11 protein-coding genes are annotated in these 15,419 nt (G+C 72.7%); 6 read left to right on the top strand and 5 right to left on the bottom strand.

Features of this window, described 5'->3' with window-relative positions:
• Positions 1 to 271: 271 nt before the first annotated feature.
• Positions 272 to 817, top strand: a complete 546-nt coding sequence (locus LO771_RS28890; protein WP_230747924.1) for an EF-Tu/IF-2/RF-3 family GTPase — start codon at positions 272 to 274, stop codon at positions 815 to 817.
• 380 nt (positions 818 to 1,197) lie between these two features.
• Here the strand turns inward: LO771_RS28890 and LO771_RS28895 are convergent, their stop codons facing one another.
• Positions 1,198 to 1,788 carry a DUF6368 family protein gene (locus LO771_RS28895; protein ID WP_230747926.1) on the bottom strand — a complete coding sequence of 197 codons (591 nt, stop codon included), beginning with the start codon at positions 1,786 to 1,788 and terminating at the stop codon, positions 1,198 to 1,200.
• A gap of 275 nt (positions 1,789 to 2,063) precedes the next feature.
• Here LO771_RS28895 and LO771_RS28900 point away from each other — a divergent pair, with 275 nt between their 5' ends.
• The 4 genes from LO771_RS28900 to LO771_RS28920 all read left to right on the top strand — a co-directional run bounded on the left by LO771_RS28900 (position 2,064) and on the right by LO771_RS28920 (position 9,471).
• Positions 2,064 to 2,798, top strand: coding sequence for a ParA family protein (locus LO771_RS28900; protein WP_230747928.1), 735 nt, complete (start codon positions 2,064 to 2,066; stop codon positions 2,796 to 2,798).
• Positions 2,795 to 3,817 (top strand): ParB/RepB/Spo0J family partition protein, encoded by a 1,023-nt coding sequence (locus LO771_RS28905; RefSeq protein WP_230747930.1) that lies wholly within the window; start codon positions 2,795 to 2,797, stop codon positions 3,815 to 3,817. The genes LO771_RS28900 and LO771_RS28905 overlap by 4 nt, the downstream gene beginning before the upstream one ends.
• A 103-nt stretch (positions 3,818 to 3,920) precedes the next feature.
• Entirely contained in the window at positions 3,921 to 9,116 is a 5,196-nt protein-coding gene (locus tag LO771_RS31540; protein ID WP_308189029.1) for an RHS repeat-associated core domain-containing protein, read from the top strand.
• A 28-nt stretch (positions 9,117 to 9,144) separates the two neighbouring features.
• Positions 9,145 to 9,471: a hypothetical protein gene (locus LO771_RS28920; protein ID WP_230747932.1), complete on the top strand. Its 327-nt coding sequence runs from the start codon at positions 9,145 to 9,147 to the stop codon at positions 9,469 to 9,471.
• 270 nt (positions 9,472 to 9,741) lie between these two features.
• Here the strand turns inward: LO771_RS28920 and LO771_RS28925 are convergent, their stop codons facing one another.
• From LO771_RS28925 to LO771_RS28940, 4 genes are all read right to left on the bottom strand, one after another.
• Entirely contained in the window at positions 9,742 to 10,284 is a 543-nt protein-coding gene (locus tag LO771_RS28925) for a hypothetical protein (protein ID WP_230747934.1), read from the bottom strand.
• 71 nt (positions 10,285 to 10,355) lie between these two features.
• Positions 10,356 to 12,161, bottom strand: a complete 1,806-nt coding sequence (locus LO771_RS28930) for a type IV secretory system conjugative DNA transfer family protein (protein ID WP_230747936.1) — start codon at positions 12,159 to 12,161, stop codon at positions 10,356 to 10,358.
• Complete coding sequence (locus LO771_RS28935; protein WP_230747938.1) at positions 12,158 to 13,693, bottom strand: ATP/GTP-binding protein; 1,536 nt, start codon at positions 13,691 to 13,693, stop codon at positions 12,158 to 12,160. Before LO771_RS28935 ends, LO771_RS28930 begins: the two co-directional genes overlap by 4 nt.
• 95 nt (positions 13,694 to 13,788) lie before the next feature.
• The gene (locus LO771_RS28940) at positions 13,789 to 15,345 is read right to left on the bottom strand and encodes an SCO6880 family protein (RefSeq protein ID WP_374228273.1); all 1,557 of its coding nucleotides are present in this window, start codon (positions 15,343 to 15,345) and stop codon (positions 13,789 to 13,791) included.
• On the opposite strand from LO771_RS28940, the gene LO771_RS31545 reads away from it, so the two are divergent.
• Positions 15,319 to 15,419, top strand: a 101-nt coding sequence (locus LO771_RS31545; RefSeq protein ID WP_374228235.1) for a transposase, incomplete at its 3' end; no start/stop codon positions are given. The genes LO771_RS28940 and LO771_RS31545 overlap by 27 nt on opposite strands.

The raw sequence follows: 15,419 nt of genomic DNA on the forward strand, positions 1-15,419 counted from the left end.
CCGGGCAATTCGGCACCATGGTCTCGCCAGATGGGCTCGATCTTGCTGTGGCCGAAGGCCTTGCGTCCTCCGCCGGCCGGCTGGACCACCACGGCTATCAGGCTCTCGGCGATGGCGGCCTGCCGCTGCTCAAGCGTGAAGTCCGGGTCGGCCCACTTCTCTCGCAGGTCGGCATCGGCCCACGATCGGTGACTCTTGCTACCCTCGGCGGTCCATTGTGGCCGACGGCGGGAAAGGGAGCCTTGTGAATGCGGCAGAGAGACCCTTCCTGATGCATGTCGAGGATGTCTTCCGCCTGAACCAGGGGCGGGCGGTCATGCCGGTCGGCCGGATCGAGCGCGGGTGCGTCCGCACGGGTGACCAGGTGGAGATCATCGGCTTCGGTGGAGGCGCGGTCGTTCCTGTCGGGGCCGTCGAGGTCTGCCGCCGCCGTACCGACGAGGCACGCGCAGGCATGAACGTGGGCCTGCTGCTGCCCGGTACGGCGGCCAGTGCTGTCGAGCGGGGCCAGGTGCTCGCGGCACCCGGCTCGGTCAGCGAACACGTCGGCTTCGCAGCGGACATCACGCTGCTGTCCGACGAGGAAGGCGGCGCTGACGTACACACCGGCGACCGTCTCCAGTTCCACCTCCGCGCTGCCGTGGTGATGGGTCACGTGGCGCTGTCGCAGGGCGGGGACACACTGCCCCCGCTTCACATGGGCGCGGTGGTGGTCACGCTCGAACGGCCTGTCGCCCTGGAGGAAGGCCAGCCCTTCGTCTTCCGGCACCACGGCCGCGCCGCCGGCTCGGGCGTCGTGACCCGACTCCTGAACTGACCCCTGGTAACGGAGCCACTGCTGGATGCAGGGCCGCCCGGGCGGCCTCCGCCCGGCACCTCAACTTTCACGTACCGGATGCGGACAGCGCCCCGGATGCCGAGGAGCGATGGGCCCGTACCAGCGCGTCCGACCACCCCTCGTACCCTCCCATCGTGGGGACGGGGCCGCGGCGAACACGGTCCCGGTCAACGACTCCGCAGCCGCGGACATCGAAAGGGCGTCCTCAGAGGGATGGCCCCGGCGCCCGAGGCCAGTGCGGAACACGGCGTCGCGCAGGCTCTCCCTCGTGCCCCCTGACGTCACCGGCCTTCCCGTGGCGCCAGCACCACGCGGTCCCCATCGTCGTGTCGCCGTTCCCGCCGGCTTGAGGGCCCGCGCTACGTGACCAGGCAGAAGGCGGGGTGGTCCAGCCAGGCCGCCAGGAAATCCGCATCACCGATGTGCCGGTACCGGCGCCCATCGGCTCCCGTGCCGTACGAGACCTCCGCGATCCTGCCCGGGAGGGACGGCACCAGGGCCCTCGCCTCGGCCAGGCCCGTCCCGTCCGCCGCCCCCTGGCCCGGGGCGGCGCAGCCCAGGACGCCGTCGAAGTCGACCAGCGCATCGAGACGGGGGGCGAGGGCGAGGGCCAGGCGGCCGAGGAGCGCATGGTTCACCGGACCCGAGCAGAAGGCGCCGAGGACCAGCCCCGACGCGGACACGGAAGGCACAGGCAGAGGAGAGAGGGCCGACCAGTCCTCGCCCTCCGCGGCCGCGCAGCCGTCGTCCTCCAGGAGGAACGGACCGGTGCCGGTGGTGTCCGGGGTGCGCGGGCCGAGGGCTGTCCCGTCCCGCACGTGGAAGGACAGGCCGTCCGCCTCGGCCGTGACCGCCGTGCAGAAGGCGTCCAGCCACGGGTGCACATCGGCCAGGACGTCCTCGAAGGCGCGCGCCTCGAGGAGCCGCAGCACCACCACTGGTCCCGGCACGGCTCCTCCTCGCAGAACTGACCCGGCGCCACCCGGGGAGCGATCCTTCCAGGCATCGTGCGGCGCGTCCGGGGGCGCCAAGGCGCGCTCCGCCCCGTCGGCGTCCTCCCACGCCAACTCCCGCCCGCGGCAACGCTTCCAAAGGCGGTGGGTGTTTACGGCGTAAACATCTGCCACGCCGACCAATGCAAGCCACTCCGTCTTCCACGCGATCTTCTGGAATGCTGTGCAGCGTCCGAAGTACCAGCACCATCGGGAAGCGAACGGATAGCTCCATGGCACACGTGCATCTTCTGCTCAACCAGAAGGGCGGCGTCGGCAAGTCCACCCTCACGGTCAACCTTGCCGCCGTCACCGCCGAGGCCCTGAAGGGTCGGACCACCGGTGACACCCCCCCGGTCTGCGCCGTCTCCATCGACCCCCAGGGCTCCACCACCTGGTGGGCGGAGCGGGTCGGCGAGGACCTGCCCTTCCTCTTCGTCGACGCCTCCGACGAGATCGACGGCCTCGCCCAGCTCAAGCAGGTCGACACTGTCGAGCACATCTTCGTCGACACCCCTGGCTGGCTCGAGCTCTCCAAGAGCAACGCCGCCCAGACCGGCCGCGACGCCGACCCGCTCGGCTCCGGCCACGCCGCCGACGCGCTGCGCGCCGCCCTCGACAGCGCGGACGACGTGATCGTGCCGCTGATGCCCGCCCCCCTCGGGTTCGGGCCGACCCAGAACACCATCGAGAAGGTCATCGCCCCGCGCGGCCTGCCCTACACGGTTGTCATCAACGACTGGGACCCCCGCGACGGCACCATCGACCTGGAGCAGACCAAGGACTTCGTCAAGGCCAACGGCTGGCCCCTCGCCTCGAGCGTGATCCGCCACTACAAGGTCCACGAGCGGGCCGCGGCCGAGGGCCAGGTCGTCACCCAGTACCCCGCGAACCGGGTCCACCTGCAGGCCCGCGAGGACTTCTACAAGCTCGCCCTCGAGGTCGTCCTCTCGGGGGGCAAGCGATGAGCAGCAAGCGCACCAGCCTGGCGTCCCTGGTCGGCCAGGTCGGCGCCAAGCCCGACGCCCCCGTAGTGCCGCGGCCGGCGGCGCCCGCACCCGTGGGCGGCACCGTCCGGCTGCCACTGGACCGGCTCGCGAACAACCCCCACAACCCCCGGCTGACCGTCAGGGCCGTGGAGGAGATGGCGGACAGCCTCCGCGAGCGCGGGGTCATCCAGCCGCTCACCGTGGTCACGCGCAAGGCGTTCCTCGCCGCGCACCCCGGGGACGGGGCCGCCATCGGCGACGCGGCATACGTCGTCCTGGACGGCAACCGCCGCTACATGGGCGCCCAGCAGGCCGGCCTCGCCGACGTCCCGGTGCACGTCGACGACGACCTCGCCGCGGACTCCGACAGCATCCTGGAGAACGCCCTCGTCGCCGCCGTGCAGCACGAGGCGCTTGACCCGCTGGACGAGGCACGGGCCCTGCAGCGACTGGTGGAGGTCCACGGGTCGCAGCGGCAGGTCGCCAAGCGGCTGGGCAAGTCCAACGGCTTCGTCTCGCAGCGGCTCACCCTGCTGGAGCTCACCCCCGAGCTCCAGCAGGCCGTGGAGGAGAAGGCGATCCCGGTGGAGGTCGCCCGCAAGGTCGGCCGCCTCGCGCCGGAGGCGCAGGCCGACGCCGTGCGGCAGGAGCTCAAGTCCCGGGCCCAGGTCCCGCCGAAGCGTCCGCGCGCCTCGACGGACACCCCTCCCGTGGAGCCCTCGGAGCCCGAGGCTGTTTACGCCGTAAACACCCCCGGGGAGACCGGCGGCGCGGCGGAGGGGGAGGTGCCGGCCCCCCGGCCCGAACCCGCCCAGGGTGTTTACGACGTAAACACCTCCGCGGCCGCCCCGTCCCGGGACGCCGCCGGACCGGTCATGGCCCCGCTCCTCCCCGGCGCTCCGGCAGAGCACAACGCGGACGTCCTGATGCGCGCCCTGCCCCCGCGGGAGCTGGTGGCCGTCATCGACGTGATGCTGGAGCGGATGCGCGCCAGCTGACGTCCCGTCCGGGCCCGTGCGCCGGAGCCTGTGCTCTAGTGGACGGGTCCGGGCCGGGCCGAGCCGCACCTATCGTGTCTGAAATGTCCGAGTCGGCGAAAGTGTGGAATTTCGGCTCGTCAGCCGCGGAAAGCCGCAGGTCGTCGAGTCTGCTCCCCGCACCCGCGGGGATGGTCCCCCATACACCTGGGAGGTATGGGACACCGGCAAGCCCTCCACCGCCTCGCGCTGGACCGCACAGCCCACCTGGAACACCAGGTACGCCACCTCCACAGAGACCAAGGGCAACCCCGGCTGCGCCTCGCAGCCGGACGGCTGGATCAACGCTGACGTCACCTCGCTGGCGCAGGCATGGGCGGCGGCGGGCAACGCCTCTTCGAACATGGGCCTGCGGGGCTCGAACGAGACGGTCACCTCGCAGTGGAAGCGGGTGAACTCCGCCAACGCCGCTTCCAACCCGCCGACGCTGGTGGTCACCTACAACCGCTACCCGGCCGCAGACACCCCGACCATGACCCCGGACGGTGGCCTGGCCGGCGGCGCGCTCGGCTTCACCAACTCGCTGACCTCCAAGCTGTCGGCGAAGGTCTCCGACCCCGACGGCGGCAACGTCACCGGCCTCTTCGACCTGTACGACTACACCTCCGGCAGCGACGTCCTGGTCCAGTCCGGCATCACCGGCACCACCGTCACCTCCGGGGGGACCTCCACCGCGACCGTGGCCGCCGGCAAGCTCGTCAACGGCCACAAGTACAAGGTGCGGGCCAAGGCCAAGGACGCCACCGGCGCCCTCTCCCCTACCTTCAGCGCCGACAAGCTCATCACGGTGGACACCACCGCCCCGGGCAGGACCGCGATCTCCTCCAGCGACTTCCCTGCGGGCGCCTGGTCCGGCACCCCGGACGCCTCGGGCACCTACCGAGGCACCTTCACCTTCACCCCGCCCACCGGCGACGTCCACGACGTCATCTACAACCTCGACGGCGGTACCTGGCACTCCATTCCCTCCACCGGCCAGGCCGTCTCCACCGGGCTGCCGTTCACGTCCGGCAAGCACACCCTCACGGTCCGCACCCGTGACAACGCCGCGAACCTGTCGGCGACCCCGGACACCGCCTACACCTTCTACGCCGGCTCCGGCGCCGCCCTGAACGCCCCCGGCGACGGCGAGCGTCCCGCCCGCCGCACCGGCCTGTCCTCGCAGGGCAAGCCGTCCGACACCGGCGTCACCTACCAGTACCGCCGCGGCGCGGCCGACACCTGGCACGACGTGCCCGTCGCCGACACCCGCCGCACCTCCGACGGCACCACGCCCTCCGCGTGGCCGCTCCCGGTCACCGGCGGCGTGCCCGCAGACCTGAGCTGGAACATCACCGACAGCCTCGCCGCCGACGGCCCGGTGGACGTGCGCGCGGTGTTCACCGACGGCACCCTCACCGACGCCTCGGACCCGCACACCGTCACCGTGGACCGCAACGCCGGCACCGCGCCCAGCGACGCGGTGGGACCCGGCCAGGTCAACGACCTCACCGGCGACTACACCCTGTCCGGCACCGACGCCTCCGCGTTCGACCTCTCGGTCAGTCGGACCTTCTCCTCGCGGAGGCCGACCGCCGGCGCGGACGCCACCGGCCAGGCCGCGATCTTCGGTCCGCAGTGGTCGGCCGGCACCACCGCGGAGATCACCGACTCCGACTGGGCCTACGTCCGCACCGCCACCCCCACCTCCCTCGCCCTGGTCGACGCCGAGGGCGACGAGACCGGCTTCACGCTCAAGGACGCCGCAGCCGGCACCTGGACCCCCGAGCCGGGCTCCGAGGACCTCACCCTGACCGGGAAGACCGGTGACGCGACCCTGGTCCTGAAGGACACCGAGGGCACCACCACCACCTTCACCAAGCCCGCCGGGGCGAGCACCTGGCAGCTGGCCACCAGCCGCCTGGCCACCGCCAACTCGACCACCACCGTGGTCCCCGACGTCGTGCAGACCGGCGGCAAGGTCCGCCCCAAGTACGTCATCGCCCCCACCTCCGCGATCGCGGACCCGGCCACCTGCCAGGCCACCCCGGCCACCAAGGGCTGCCGGATGCTGGAGTACGTCTACGCCACCGCCACCACCGCGGCCGGCTCGACGCTCGGCGACTACGCCGGCCAGGTCAAGCAGATCAAGCTGTGGGCCACCACCCCCGGCGACTCCGCCTCCACCACCACCGTCGTCACCCAGTACGCCTACGACGCCTCCGGCCGGCTGCGCGAGGTGTGGGACCCGCGGATCAGCCCCGCGCTGAAGACCGCCTACACCTACGACGCCAACGGCCGCGTCACCACCCTCACCCCGCCGGGCGAGCTGCCGTGGACCTTCACCTACGCCAAGGTCGGCAGCTCGGCCGTTGCCGGTGAGGGCATGCTCCTGGACGCCTCCCGGCCCACCCTCACCCCCGGCAGCGCCACCCAGACCAACGGCACCGCGACCACCAGCGTCGTCTACAACGTGCCGCTGACCGGCACCAAGGCGCCCAACCAGATGGGCATCGCGGACGTGGCCGCCTGGGGGCAGAGCGACGCCCCCACCGACGCCACCGCCGTCTTTCCCGCCGACCAGGTCCCCGCCTCCCACGACGGATCGGCCCTGACCGGCACCGACTACAAGCGGGCCACCCTCAGCTACACCAACGCCTCCGGCCGTGAGGTCAACACCGCCGCGCCCGGCGGCCACCTCACCACCACCGCCTACGACCGGTACGGCAACACCGTCCGCGAGCTCAGCGACTCCAACCGCCGCCTGGCCCTGGCCACCAGCGGCACCGGCCTGACCGAGCAGCAGCAGCTGAACATCGACAAGCTCCCCGCCGCCGACCGCGCGGACCTGCTGTCGACCACCTCGGTCTACAGCGCCGACGGCCAGCGCGAACTGGAGACCTTCGGGCCGCTGCACCAGGTCACCCTGGAGCACGACCTCGCTGCCGCGGGCAGCAACCCGGCCCTCCCGGCCGGCACCCAGGCCCCCGCCCGCGCCCACACCGTCACCGCCTACGACGAGGGCCGCCCCACCGACGGCTCCGCGACGGTCAGCGACCAGCCCACCACCGTCACCACCGGGGCCTGGATCGACGGCTACCCCGGTGACGCCGACACCCGCACCTCCGCCACCGCCTACGACTGGGTCAAGGGCCTGCCCACCAGCACCGTCGACGACCCGTCCGGCCTGAAGATCACCAAGACCACCGCCTACGACACCCAGGGCCGGGTCACCAAGACCACCCTGCCCAAGTCCAACGGCACCGACGCCGGCGCCACCGTGACCACCTACTGGTCCGCCACCGGCACCGGAGCGTGCAACGGCCGCCCCGAATGGGCCGACCTCGTCTGCTCCACCGGCCCGGCCGGTGCGATCACCGGCGGCGGCTCCAACCCCGCCCAGCTGCCCACCGAGACCACCACCTACAACCGCTGGGGCAGCCCGGACACCGTCACCGAGACCGCCAACGGCGTCACCCGCACCACCACCACGACCTACGACGCCGCCGGGCGCGCCACCAAGACCGCCGTCACCGGCGGGACCGGCACCGCCGTCCCCGACACCACCACCACCTACGACCCCGCCACCGGCGACGTCGCCACCACCGCCTCCACCAGCGGCACGATCACCACGACCTACGACGCCCTCGGCCGGGCTATCTCCTACGCCGACGGCTCCGGCAACACCACGACCACCCAGTACGACGCCCTCGACCGCCCGGTCAAGGCCACCGACTCCGCCCCCTCCACGACCACCTGGACCTACGACACCGCCAAGGACCCCCGCGGCGTCGCCACCTCGCTGACCGACTCCGTGGCCGGCACCTTCACCGCCGCCTACGACGACGACGGCGACCTGGCCACCCAGACCCTGCCCGGCGGCATCACCCAGACGCTGACCCAGGACGAGGCCGGAGCCCAGACCGGCCAGACCTACACCCGCACCAGCGACAGCACCGTCCTGCTCGCCGACACCGCCGACCAGACCGTCCACGGCCAGACCGCCGACCACGCGGCCACCACCGGCGGCACCACCAGCCAGCACTACACCTACGACCCGATCGGCCGCCTCACCCGCACCGACGACACCGGCACCGACAACTCCTGCACCCGCCGCAGCTACGGCTTCGACGCCAACACCAACCGCACCAGCTACGCCACCGCCACCAGTGCCCCCGGCAGCCCCTGCGCCACTGGCACCGCGGCCACGCTGACTTACGACAGCGCCGACCGCCTGATCACCGCCGGCACCGTCTACGACGCGTTCGGCCGCACCACCACCCAGGCCGGCGGCAACCAGCTCGCCTACTACACCAACGACCTCGTCCGCTCCCAGACCAGCGGCGGCAAGCGGCAGACCTGGGCCCTGGACCCGGCAGGCCGCCTCGCCTCCTGGACCACCGAGACCACCCCGGACAGCGGCACCACCTGGAACCTCACCGCCGCCAAGACCAACCACTACGGCAACAGCAGCGACAGCCCCGACTGGACCCTGGAGAACTCCACCGGCCGCATCGTCACCCGCAACGTCCAGGACCTCACCGGCGACCTCGCCGCCGTCACCTCGGACACCGGCAGCACCGTCCTGCAGCTCACCAACATCCACGGCGACGTCGCGCTCCAGTACCCGCTGGACACCGCGGTCAACCCGACCGTCCTGCAGGCCGACGAATACGGCAACCCCCTCTCTGGCACTCCCGCCACCCGCTACGGCTGGCTCGGCGCCAAGCAGCGATCCTCCGAGACCCTCACCGGCCTCACCCTCATGGGCATCCGCCTCTACGACCCCACCGCCGGGCGCTTCCTCAGCGTCGACCCCGTTCCCGGCGGCAACGCCAACGCCTACGACTATTGCACCGCCGACCCGATCAGCTGCTATGACCTCGACGGCAGGTGGGGTTGGAGGTCCATAGGCAAGTGGGCATCGCACCACAAGGTTGATATCGCACTCACTGCAGTAGGGTTTGTGCCAGGCGTTGGTGCACTGACTTGGGGTTACCGCGCGTACCGAATCGTTCGTATCGCACGTGCTGCGAAGGGCATGGATGGCGGTATCCGTGCCAGTCGCGCGACATCATGGCTGGCCGGTCGTATGTGGACAGGCCGCGGCTCCAGGAGCTTCGGAAAAAAGCTGGGTCGGATTTCCCGGGACGGTCTGCGGCAGTGGCGGCGTCCACAGCACAAATCGGATGGCCACTGGAAGTCAAACTTCCAGTACAGGAAGTCCCCCAAGGGTAAGTGGAAGAACAATTATCACGTTTACCACCGTCGATGGTGGTAGTTCGAATTCGCGAGAGGATGGGGCGTGCATGAGCCAGGAATATTCGAGCATAAATGGACTCCTGGGTATCGGTGCAGATGCTGAAGGGCGAGATTTTTATCTGCGTGTCGCCGCTGGTAGTCTTGCTTATGATCGGGGAGAGGGGGATGTGAAGTATATTCAGGTCTACCTTTTCCAGCCAGCCTCACCTGGCCATCCTGCGGATGTGAACGACATGTTCGAGACCGATGACCTGGACGAGCTGGCCGCCGATATCAGTAGGGGCATGCTTGACTGGTATGGGAATCGCCTTGATTTTCGCACGCCCACACCTGAAGAGCGCGATATAATCCGCGCCGCCACGGGTTGGGAGTAGTAGCCTCGTCATGGCAGTGGCCCCGGCATTCGATGCCGGGGCCACTAGTGCTTAATTTGATCCAGCAAGGCGATGTAGCGAGAATATTTCAAGCGCATCAAAGCCATTGGGTGAGGGGTTGATTTTTTCTGCGAGCGGCGAGTGGTTGAAAGGTTTTATTTTCCTTATTTTTGCTTTCTTTTATTGCGGCAATGAGGGAAGGCCTGCTGTGGCTGGAAAATGTGGTAAGGGTTAAATTTTCATATTTCTCAAATGGGCCATCTCGCGGCGTTACGGCACTATCAACTCTTCCCTGCGGCCCAGGCCAGATTCGTGTGGCATCAGGGTCCGGTCGGTAGGGTCTGCCGGATCCGGGGGACGGTGGGCGAGGTTGAGGCAGTCGTTGGGGACCATGGCGCGGACCCGGGCGAGGAGCGGCCACAGGAAGCGGTCGTGCCAGTAGGCGGAGGCCTCGGACAGGCCCGGTTCGGCGGCCTCTTTGGCCATGGCGCCGCGCCAGGCGGTGTGGAGGGCGGCGAGGTGCTCGGCGGCGCCGGGGTGGGCGGGCCAGCAGGCGGGCACCCGGTGTTCGCCGGAGGGCCGGTAGGTGTCGACGAGCCAGTCCACCCAGTCGGCCAGCTCGGTCCACCGGTCGGCGTCGGCGCGGGCGGTCCACGGCTGCGGGTCGGGCTCCGGGGCCAGGGTCTGCTGCTCGTCCAGGGCGTCGAGGTAGCGCTCGATGAGGGCGACGCGGTCGTCGACCTCGCGCAGACAGTCCAGGAGGGCTTCGCGGTCGTTCCGGGTGCTGGTGACGGGCGGGACTGAGAGGTCCATGGCTGGGAGGTCCTCCGTGCATGGCGGCGACGGGGCGGCCGGGGTGGGCAGGCCGTCCGGGGCCGGCGCGGTCACGGGGTCGCCCCGGGCTGCGGTACGGCGTCGGCGGTCGGGACCGGTGCGGAGCCGGGCCCGGCCGTCGCGCGCCCGTACAGGCGCTGGGAGGCGGCGACGGCCTCGGCGAGCTCGGTCTCCCAGTACGGCTCGGCGGTGGCCATCATCGGCCGGGAGCCGCTGAGGGTGACGACCATGTGCCGCTCGGGCAGCGCGGCCAGATCGGCGACGTCCAGGATCCGCTCCCGGCGGGTGCTCCGCGCCACCGAGGCGGCCCCGGCGAGGAGCCGCTCGTCGCTGGTGCGGGTGGTCTGCGGGGCGTCCCACTCGCCGATGACCTTCGACAGCCGCTCCAGGTACGCCTCGTCGGTGATGCCGCCGCCGTACACCACGCACTGCGCGTTGTCGGCCAGGGTGTTCAGCCGGTGCTCGCCCCACAGTTGCAGCCCCTGCGACCAGGTCTGGAGGTAGGTGGCGAGCCAGATGCCCTTGGAGCGGTAGTGGCTGTACAGCTCGGGCAGCTCGTGCCAGCGGCAGACGTTGGCGACCTCGTCGAGGACCCCGCACAGCGGCACCGGCAGCCGTCCGCCCGGCGCGGCGGCCGCGGCCCGGTCCGCGGCGCGCAGCACCGCCGCGGTGAGCGCGGTGGTGACCGGCGCGGCCGAGGAGGCGCCGTCGGACTGGGAGATCAGGTACAGCGTGTCGCTGGAGACGGCGAACGCGGCCGGGTCGAACCGGGGCCGCGGGTCGCGTCCCCCGTCCCCCGCGCCCTCCCCCTGGGGGACGACCCAGGCGGCGACCTGTTCGTTGCGCACCCACCGCAGGTGGATCTCGGCGGTGGCCCAGATGCCGTCGGCGGTCTTGTCGGACAGTCCGCGCATGCCGGCCAGTCCGGAGGCGGCGACGCCCATGCCGTGCCGGGTCAGGACCCGTTCGGGGGCGCTGTTGCCTCGGTCGGCCAGCCACAGGTACGCCTGCACCAGGCTGTGACCGTCCAGTGCCGCGGCCAGCAGGGTGGAGGCCAGCACCTGGCGGCCCTTGGGGTCGAAGAAGCCGTCGCGGCGCGCCTGCTCGCCCGCCTCCTTGCCGGCCTCGACCAGGACGGCGGTCAGGTCCTCGGCGTCCGCCAGGGTGCGCACGTCCGCCAGCGGGTTCCACCACCAGGCGGGCGGCTCGCCGGCGAGCTGCTGCGGGTCGAAGACCCAGCAGGCGCCCAGGTAGGACCGCGGCAGCCGGGTGGCCTCGACGACGTCGCCCTTGACCGAGGTCGCCAGGCACGCGCCGGGGGCGCGCAGGATCTGCGGGACGACCAGGGCGGAGGTCTTGTGCCGTCCGGAGGTGGCGATCACCAGGTACAGGTACTCCCACGGCGTCACCAGCGGACGGCCGGACGGCAGGTGCCGGCCCAGCCGCACCCCGGGCGCGGCGCCGATGCCGAGCCGGGCCGCCGACTCCTCGGCGCGCACCTGCAGCGCGGCCCGGTCGCGGCCGCCGGACATCCGCCGGGCCGCCTGCCGGTACGGGCGCAGGCTCGGCCCGCCGCGCCGCAGCCGGCGTACCGCCGCCGCGGCGGCCAGCGCGAGCAGGGCGGCGGTGAGCAGCTCCAGCGCCAGGACCGCGCCGGCGGCCGCGGTCCAGTGCCACGTGCCGGCGGCCAGGCCCGCCACCGCGTCCAGCGGGCCGGCGTCGGGCCACCGCCCGCTCGCCCACCACTGCCCGCCCAGCAGCGCCGTTCCCAGCGCGGCCACCGCCAGGGCGAGGGAGCCGACCACGGCGGCTGCCGCCCACTGGCCGGGGGTGACCCGGTCGGCCGGGCGGCTCACCGCCGCCCGCCGTCCCCGGCGGGCCGCCGCGGGGCGACCACCGTCTCCTCGCCGCCGGGAACGCCGGGCGCGCCGGCGCCCTGCTCCGGGCCGGGGGTGGCGACGACCCGGTGGGCCCACCGCTCGTTGGTGTCGTTCAGAGGCAGCTCCTCGGCGGTCAGGTCGATCCGCACCGGGATGCCCGGGTGCCCGGCCACCTTGATGAGGAACCTGCCGCGGCCGGGCGGGGCGTCCTCCGCGCCGGTGCCGCTGTCGATGCTGCCCGGCGCCGACCACTGGGTGACCATCTGCCGCTCCCGCTCCGACAGCTGCACCGCCTGCTGCAGGGCCGTCATCTCGGCGGGCGGCAGGCCGCCGCAGAGCACCAGCCCGGAGCGCTCCACGAAGCCGCGGGCCTTCTCGCGGTCCTCGCTGCTGGGCAGCGAGAGCAGGTCGGCCATGGAGTGGGTGGTCATGGACTGGCCGATGCCGATGGTGCGGTTGAGCCGGGTGAGCTCGTCGATCCGGTCGACCAGCCCCACCCCGGCGCGCAGGATCCGCCACAGCTCGTCCAGCACCACGAAGAAGTGCCGCCGCCCGCCGCCACCGCCGACTCCGCCCCCGCCCGGGTCGGTGCCGGCTGTGCGGTCGTGGGCCTCGATCGCGGCGAAGGCCTCCGCCCAGCAGGTCAGCAGCACCGCGCTCTCCAGCACCTTCTCCGAGGCCGGGATCGCCGACAGGTCGATGCTCACCGGCCGGTCCAGCGCGAGGCGCTGGGTGGTCTGCCGGTTGAACGTGGCGCCCAGCGGCCCCTCGACCAGCGACTGCAGGGAGCGCAGCACCGGTCGCACCGCCTGCCGGTAGCCGGCCTCGTCGTCGGCCAGCGTCATCCGCAGCAGCGGCTCGGGGCCCTGCCGCACCAGCTCCACCAGGTCCGACAGCAGCGCCGGGCGGCCCAGGTCGCGGTCGGCCAGCAGCTGCACCGCCCGTCCCAGCAGCGCCTCCTCGTCGCCGCCCACCGGGCCGCGCCGGACGATGGCCACCAGCGCCGCCACCATGGAGGCCCGCCGCCCGACCGCCTCGGCCAGCAGCTCCTCGCGGGCCGCGCCGGCCAGCCGCCGCGCGGCGGCGCCCATCTGCCCCAGGTCCAGCGGGTTCAGCGACCCCTGGCCGCGGCCCAGCCGGATCACCTCCCCGCCCAGCGCCCGGATGAGCCGGGTGTACTCGCCCTTGGTGTCGCCGGGCACCAGCGACACCGTGCCCCGGTAGTCCAGGCCGAGGACCATCCGCCGGTTGATGCTGCTCTTGCCCAGCCCCGGCTTGGCCAGGGTGAACATCGACGGGTTCGCGATCAGCCGCGACCGCTCGAACCAGGCGATCGGGTCGCAGCACACCGTGGAGCCGGTCACCAGGTGCCGGCCCAGCGGCACCCCGACCAGGGGCGCGCCGGCGCCGGTGACGTACGGCCACAGCCCGCACACCTGCCGGGTCGTGCCGCGGTATTCGGCCGGCCGGTCCAGGTACGCCAGTCGCCCGCCGCCGCGCCCGCGCATGCCGCGCGCCCCGACCCTCCCGGATCCGGTCCTCCCGGCCCCGTCCTGACTGTCCCCGCGCGCCACGGCGCTCCTCCTCCACGGTCCCACCGGGCTCACAGCCCCCGGGGCAGCTTGAACGCCTGGTGCTCCGGCAGGATGCAGCCGATCGGCAGCCCGGCCAGGAACCCGCCGTCCTGGCAGCCCCAGGCGCGGCGCAGCGCGATCCGCGCGGGGGCGGCCAGGTTGCCCACCGCCACCTCGGCGGCGTCCGGCCGCTGCCCGGCGTCCTCCCCGGTGACCACGGTCGCGGTCACCACCAGGCCGAACAGGGTCAGGCCCGCGCCGCGGGCCTCCTCGCGCCGCGACTGCGCCGCCGCGCCGTACTCCGCCTCGGCCTGCGCCTGCCCGCTGCGCGAGGTCATGGTCCGCGACCGGGCGGCCCGGTAGTCCCGGTCGGCCAGCACCGCAGACTCCGCGGGGGAGTGGGGGCGGTAGACCAGCGCGACGCGCTTGCGGTCGATGTCCGGGTGGGCCTCCAGCAGCGCGTGCAGCACGTCGGAGTGCACCTCGCCGCGCGGCGCCTCGCCCATGAACCAGGTCACCGACCGGCTGCCGTCGTGCCAGTAGCTCCGCGCGCCCGCCACGTGCGCCACCGGACCGGCCTGCGCCCAGGTCAGCCCGGAGTCGCTGCGGGCCGCCCGCGCCCGGTCGATCACCGGGGCGACCGCCGGCTCGTAGGCGGTGCGCACCAGCTCGGCGATGCCGATGGCCGTGACCGGCACCGCGGCGCCCGCCCCGGTGGCCGCCAGCTGCTGGGTGATCCCCGGCAGCCGCTGCCCGATGTGCACCGCCATCTCCTCCGGCCGCCGCCGCCCGCGCAGCGCCCCGCCGTCCCACAGCAGCGCCACGTGCACGGTCGCCGCCGGCGCGGCCGTCGGGTAGTCGCGGTCGACCGCCGCCATCACCCGCAGTGCCAGCTCCGAGGCGTGCGGGCTGCGCTGCGCCTGCAGCTCCCCGTGCAGCCGCTCGCCGCTGTCGGGGGCGACCTCCACCACGACCTGGAAGCCCAGCAGGTGCGGCTCGGCGCCCATCTGCCGCATGAACTGGCCCCAGTTCGCCACCCAGGCGTCGATGTCGTCCTGGTCGACCAGCGAGCCGCCCTGCGCGTTGCAGTGCAGCACCGCCGCGAAGTGGTCCGCCTCCCGGTAGTGCAGCATCCCGAAGGACCGGCCGAGGCCGTCGCGGGCCTCGTACATGTCGGTGGCCATCGCCAGGCCCGGCAGCAGGCACCTGCCGCCGGGCACCCGCGAGAGGATCCCGCTGCGGTACACGTGCTCTCCCTTCAGCCGGCCCAGGCCGTAGGCGGCGCGGGCGTGCAGGTGGCTGCCCAGGTGGCGGCCGTACCGGTCGCGCACGGCCAGCGGGCCCAGCAGGACGGCGCCGGCCAGCAGCACGGTCACCGCCGCCAGGGGCGCCAGCGGAAGCAGCACCCCGCACACGGCCAGCAGCACGAACAGGACGGCGGTCGCGAGCAGGCCCAGGCCGCCCAGGCCCGCCGAGCGGGGGCGGCGCCAGTTGCCGTAGGTGCGCAGCGGGGCGGGGCCCGGCCCGCCGGTGCTAGGCCGTGTCTGATAATTGATCTTGTGGTGGGTCGTGGTGAGTTGACGGATGCGGCGTGGGAGCGGATCGCGCCGCTGCTGCCGGGTGCCGACGGGCGGGGTCGTCCGTGGCGGGATCACCGGCA

The organism is Streptacidiphilus sp. ASG 303 (assembly GCF_020991365.1).
In the GTDB taxonomy this organism is placed as follows: domain Bacteria; phylum Actinomycetota; class Actinomycetes; order Streptomycetales; family Streptomycetaceae; genus Peterkaempfera.

What these genes read in the sequence shown, in the direction of transcription:
- LO771_RS28890 (WP_230747924.1), top strand. Translation starts at nt 272, where the DNA reads ATGCATGTCGAGGATGTCTTCCGCCTGAACCAGGGGCGGGCGGTCATG.
- LO771_RS28900 (WP_230747928.1), top strand. Translation starts at nt 2,064, where the DNA reads ATGGCACACGTGCATCTTCTGCTCAACCAGAAGGGCGGCGTCGGCAAG.
- LO771_RS28905 (WP_230747930.1), top strand. Translation starts at nt 2,795, where the DNA reads ATGAGCAGCAAGCGCACCAGCCTGGCGTCCCTGGTCGGCCAGGTCGGC.
- LO771_RS28920 (WP_230747932.1), top strand. Translation starts at nt 9,145, where the DNA reads ATGAGCCAGGAATATTCGAGCATAAATGGACTCCTGGGTATCGGTGCA.
- LO771_RS28925 (WP_230747934.1), bottom strand. Translation starts at nt 10,284, where the DNA reads ATGGACCTCTCAGTCCCGCCCGTCACCAGCACCCGGAACGACCGCGAA.
- LO771_RS28935 (WP_230747938.1), bottom strand. Translation starts at nt 13,693, where the DNA reads ATGCGCGGGCGCGGCGGCGGGCGACTGGCGTACCTGGACCGGCCGGCC.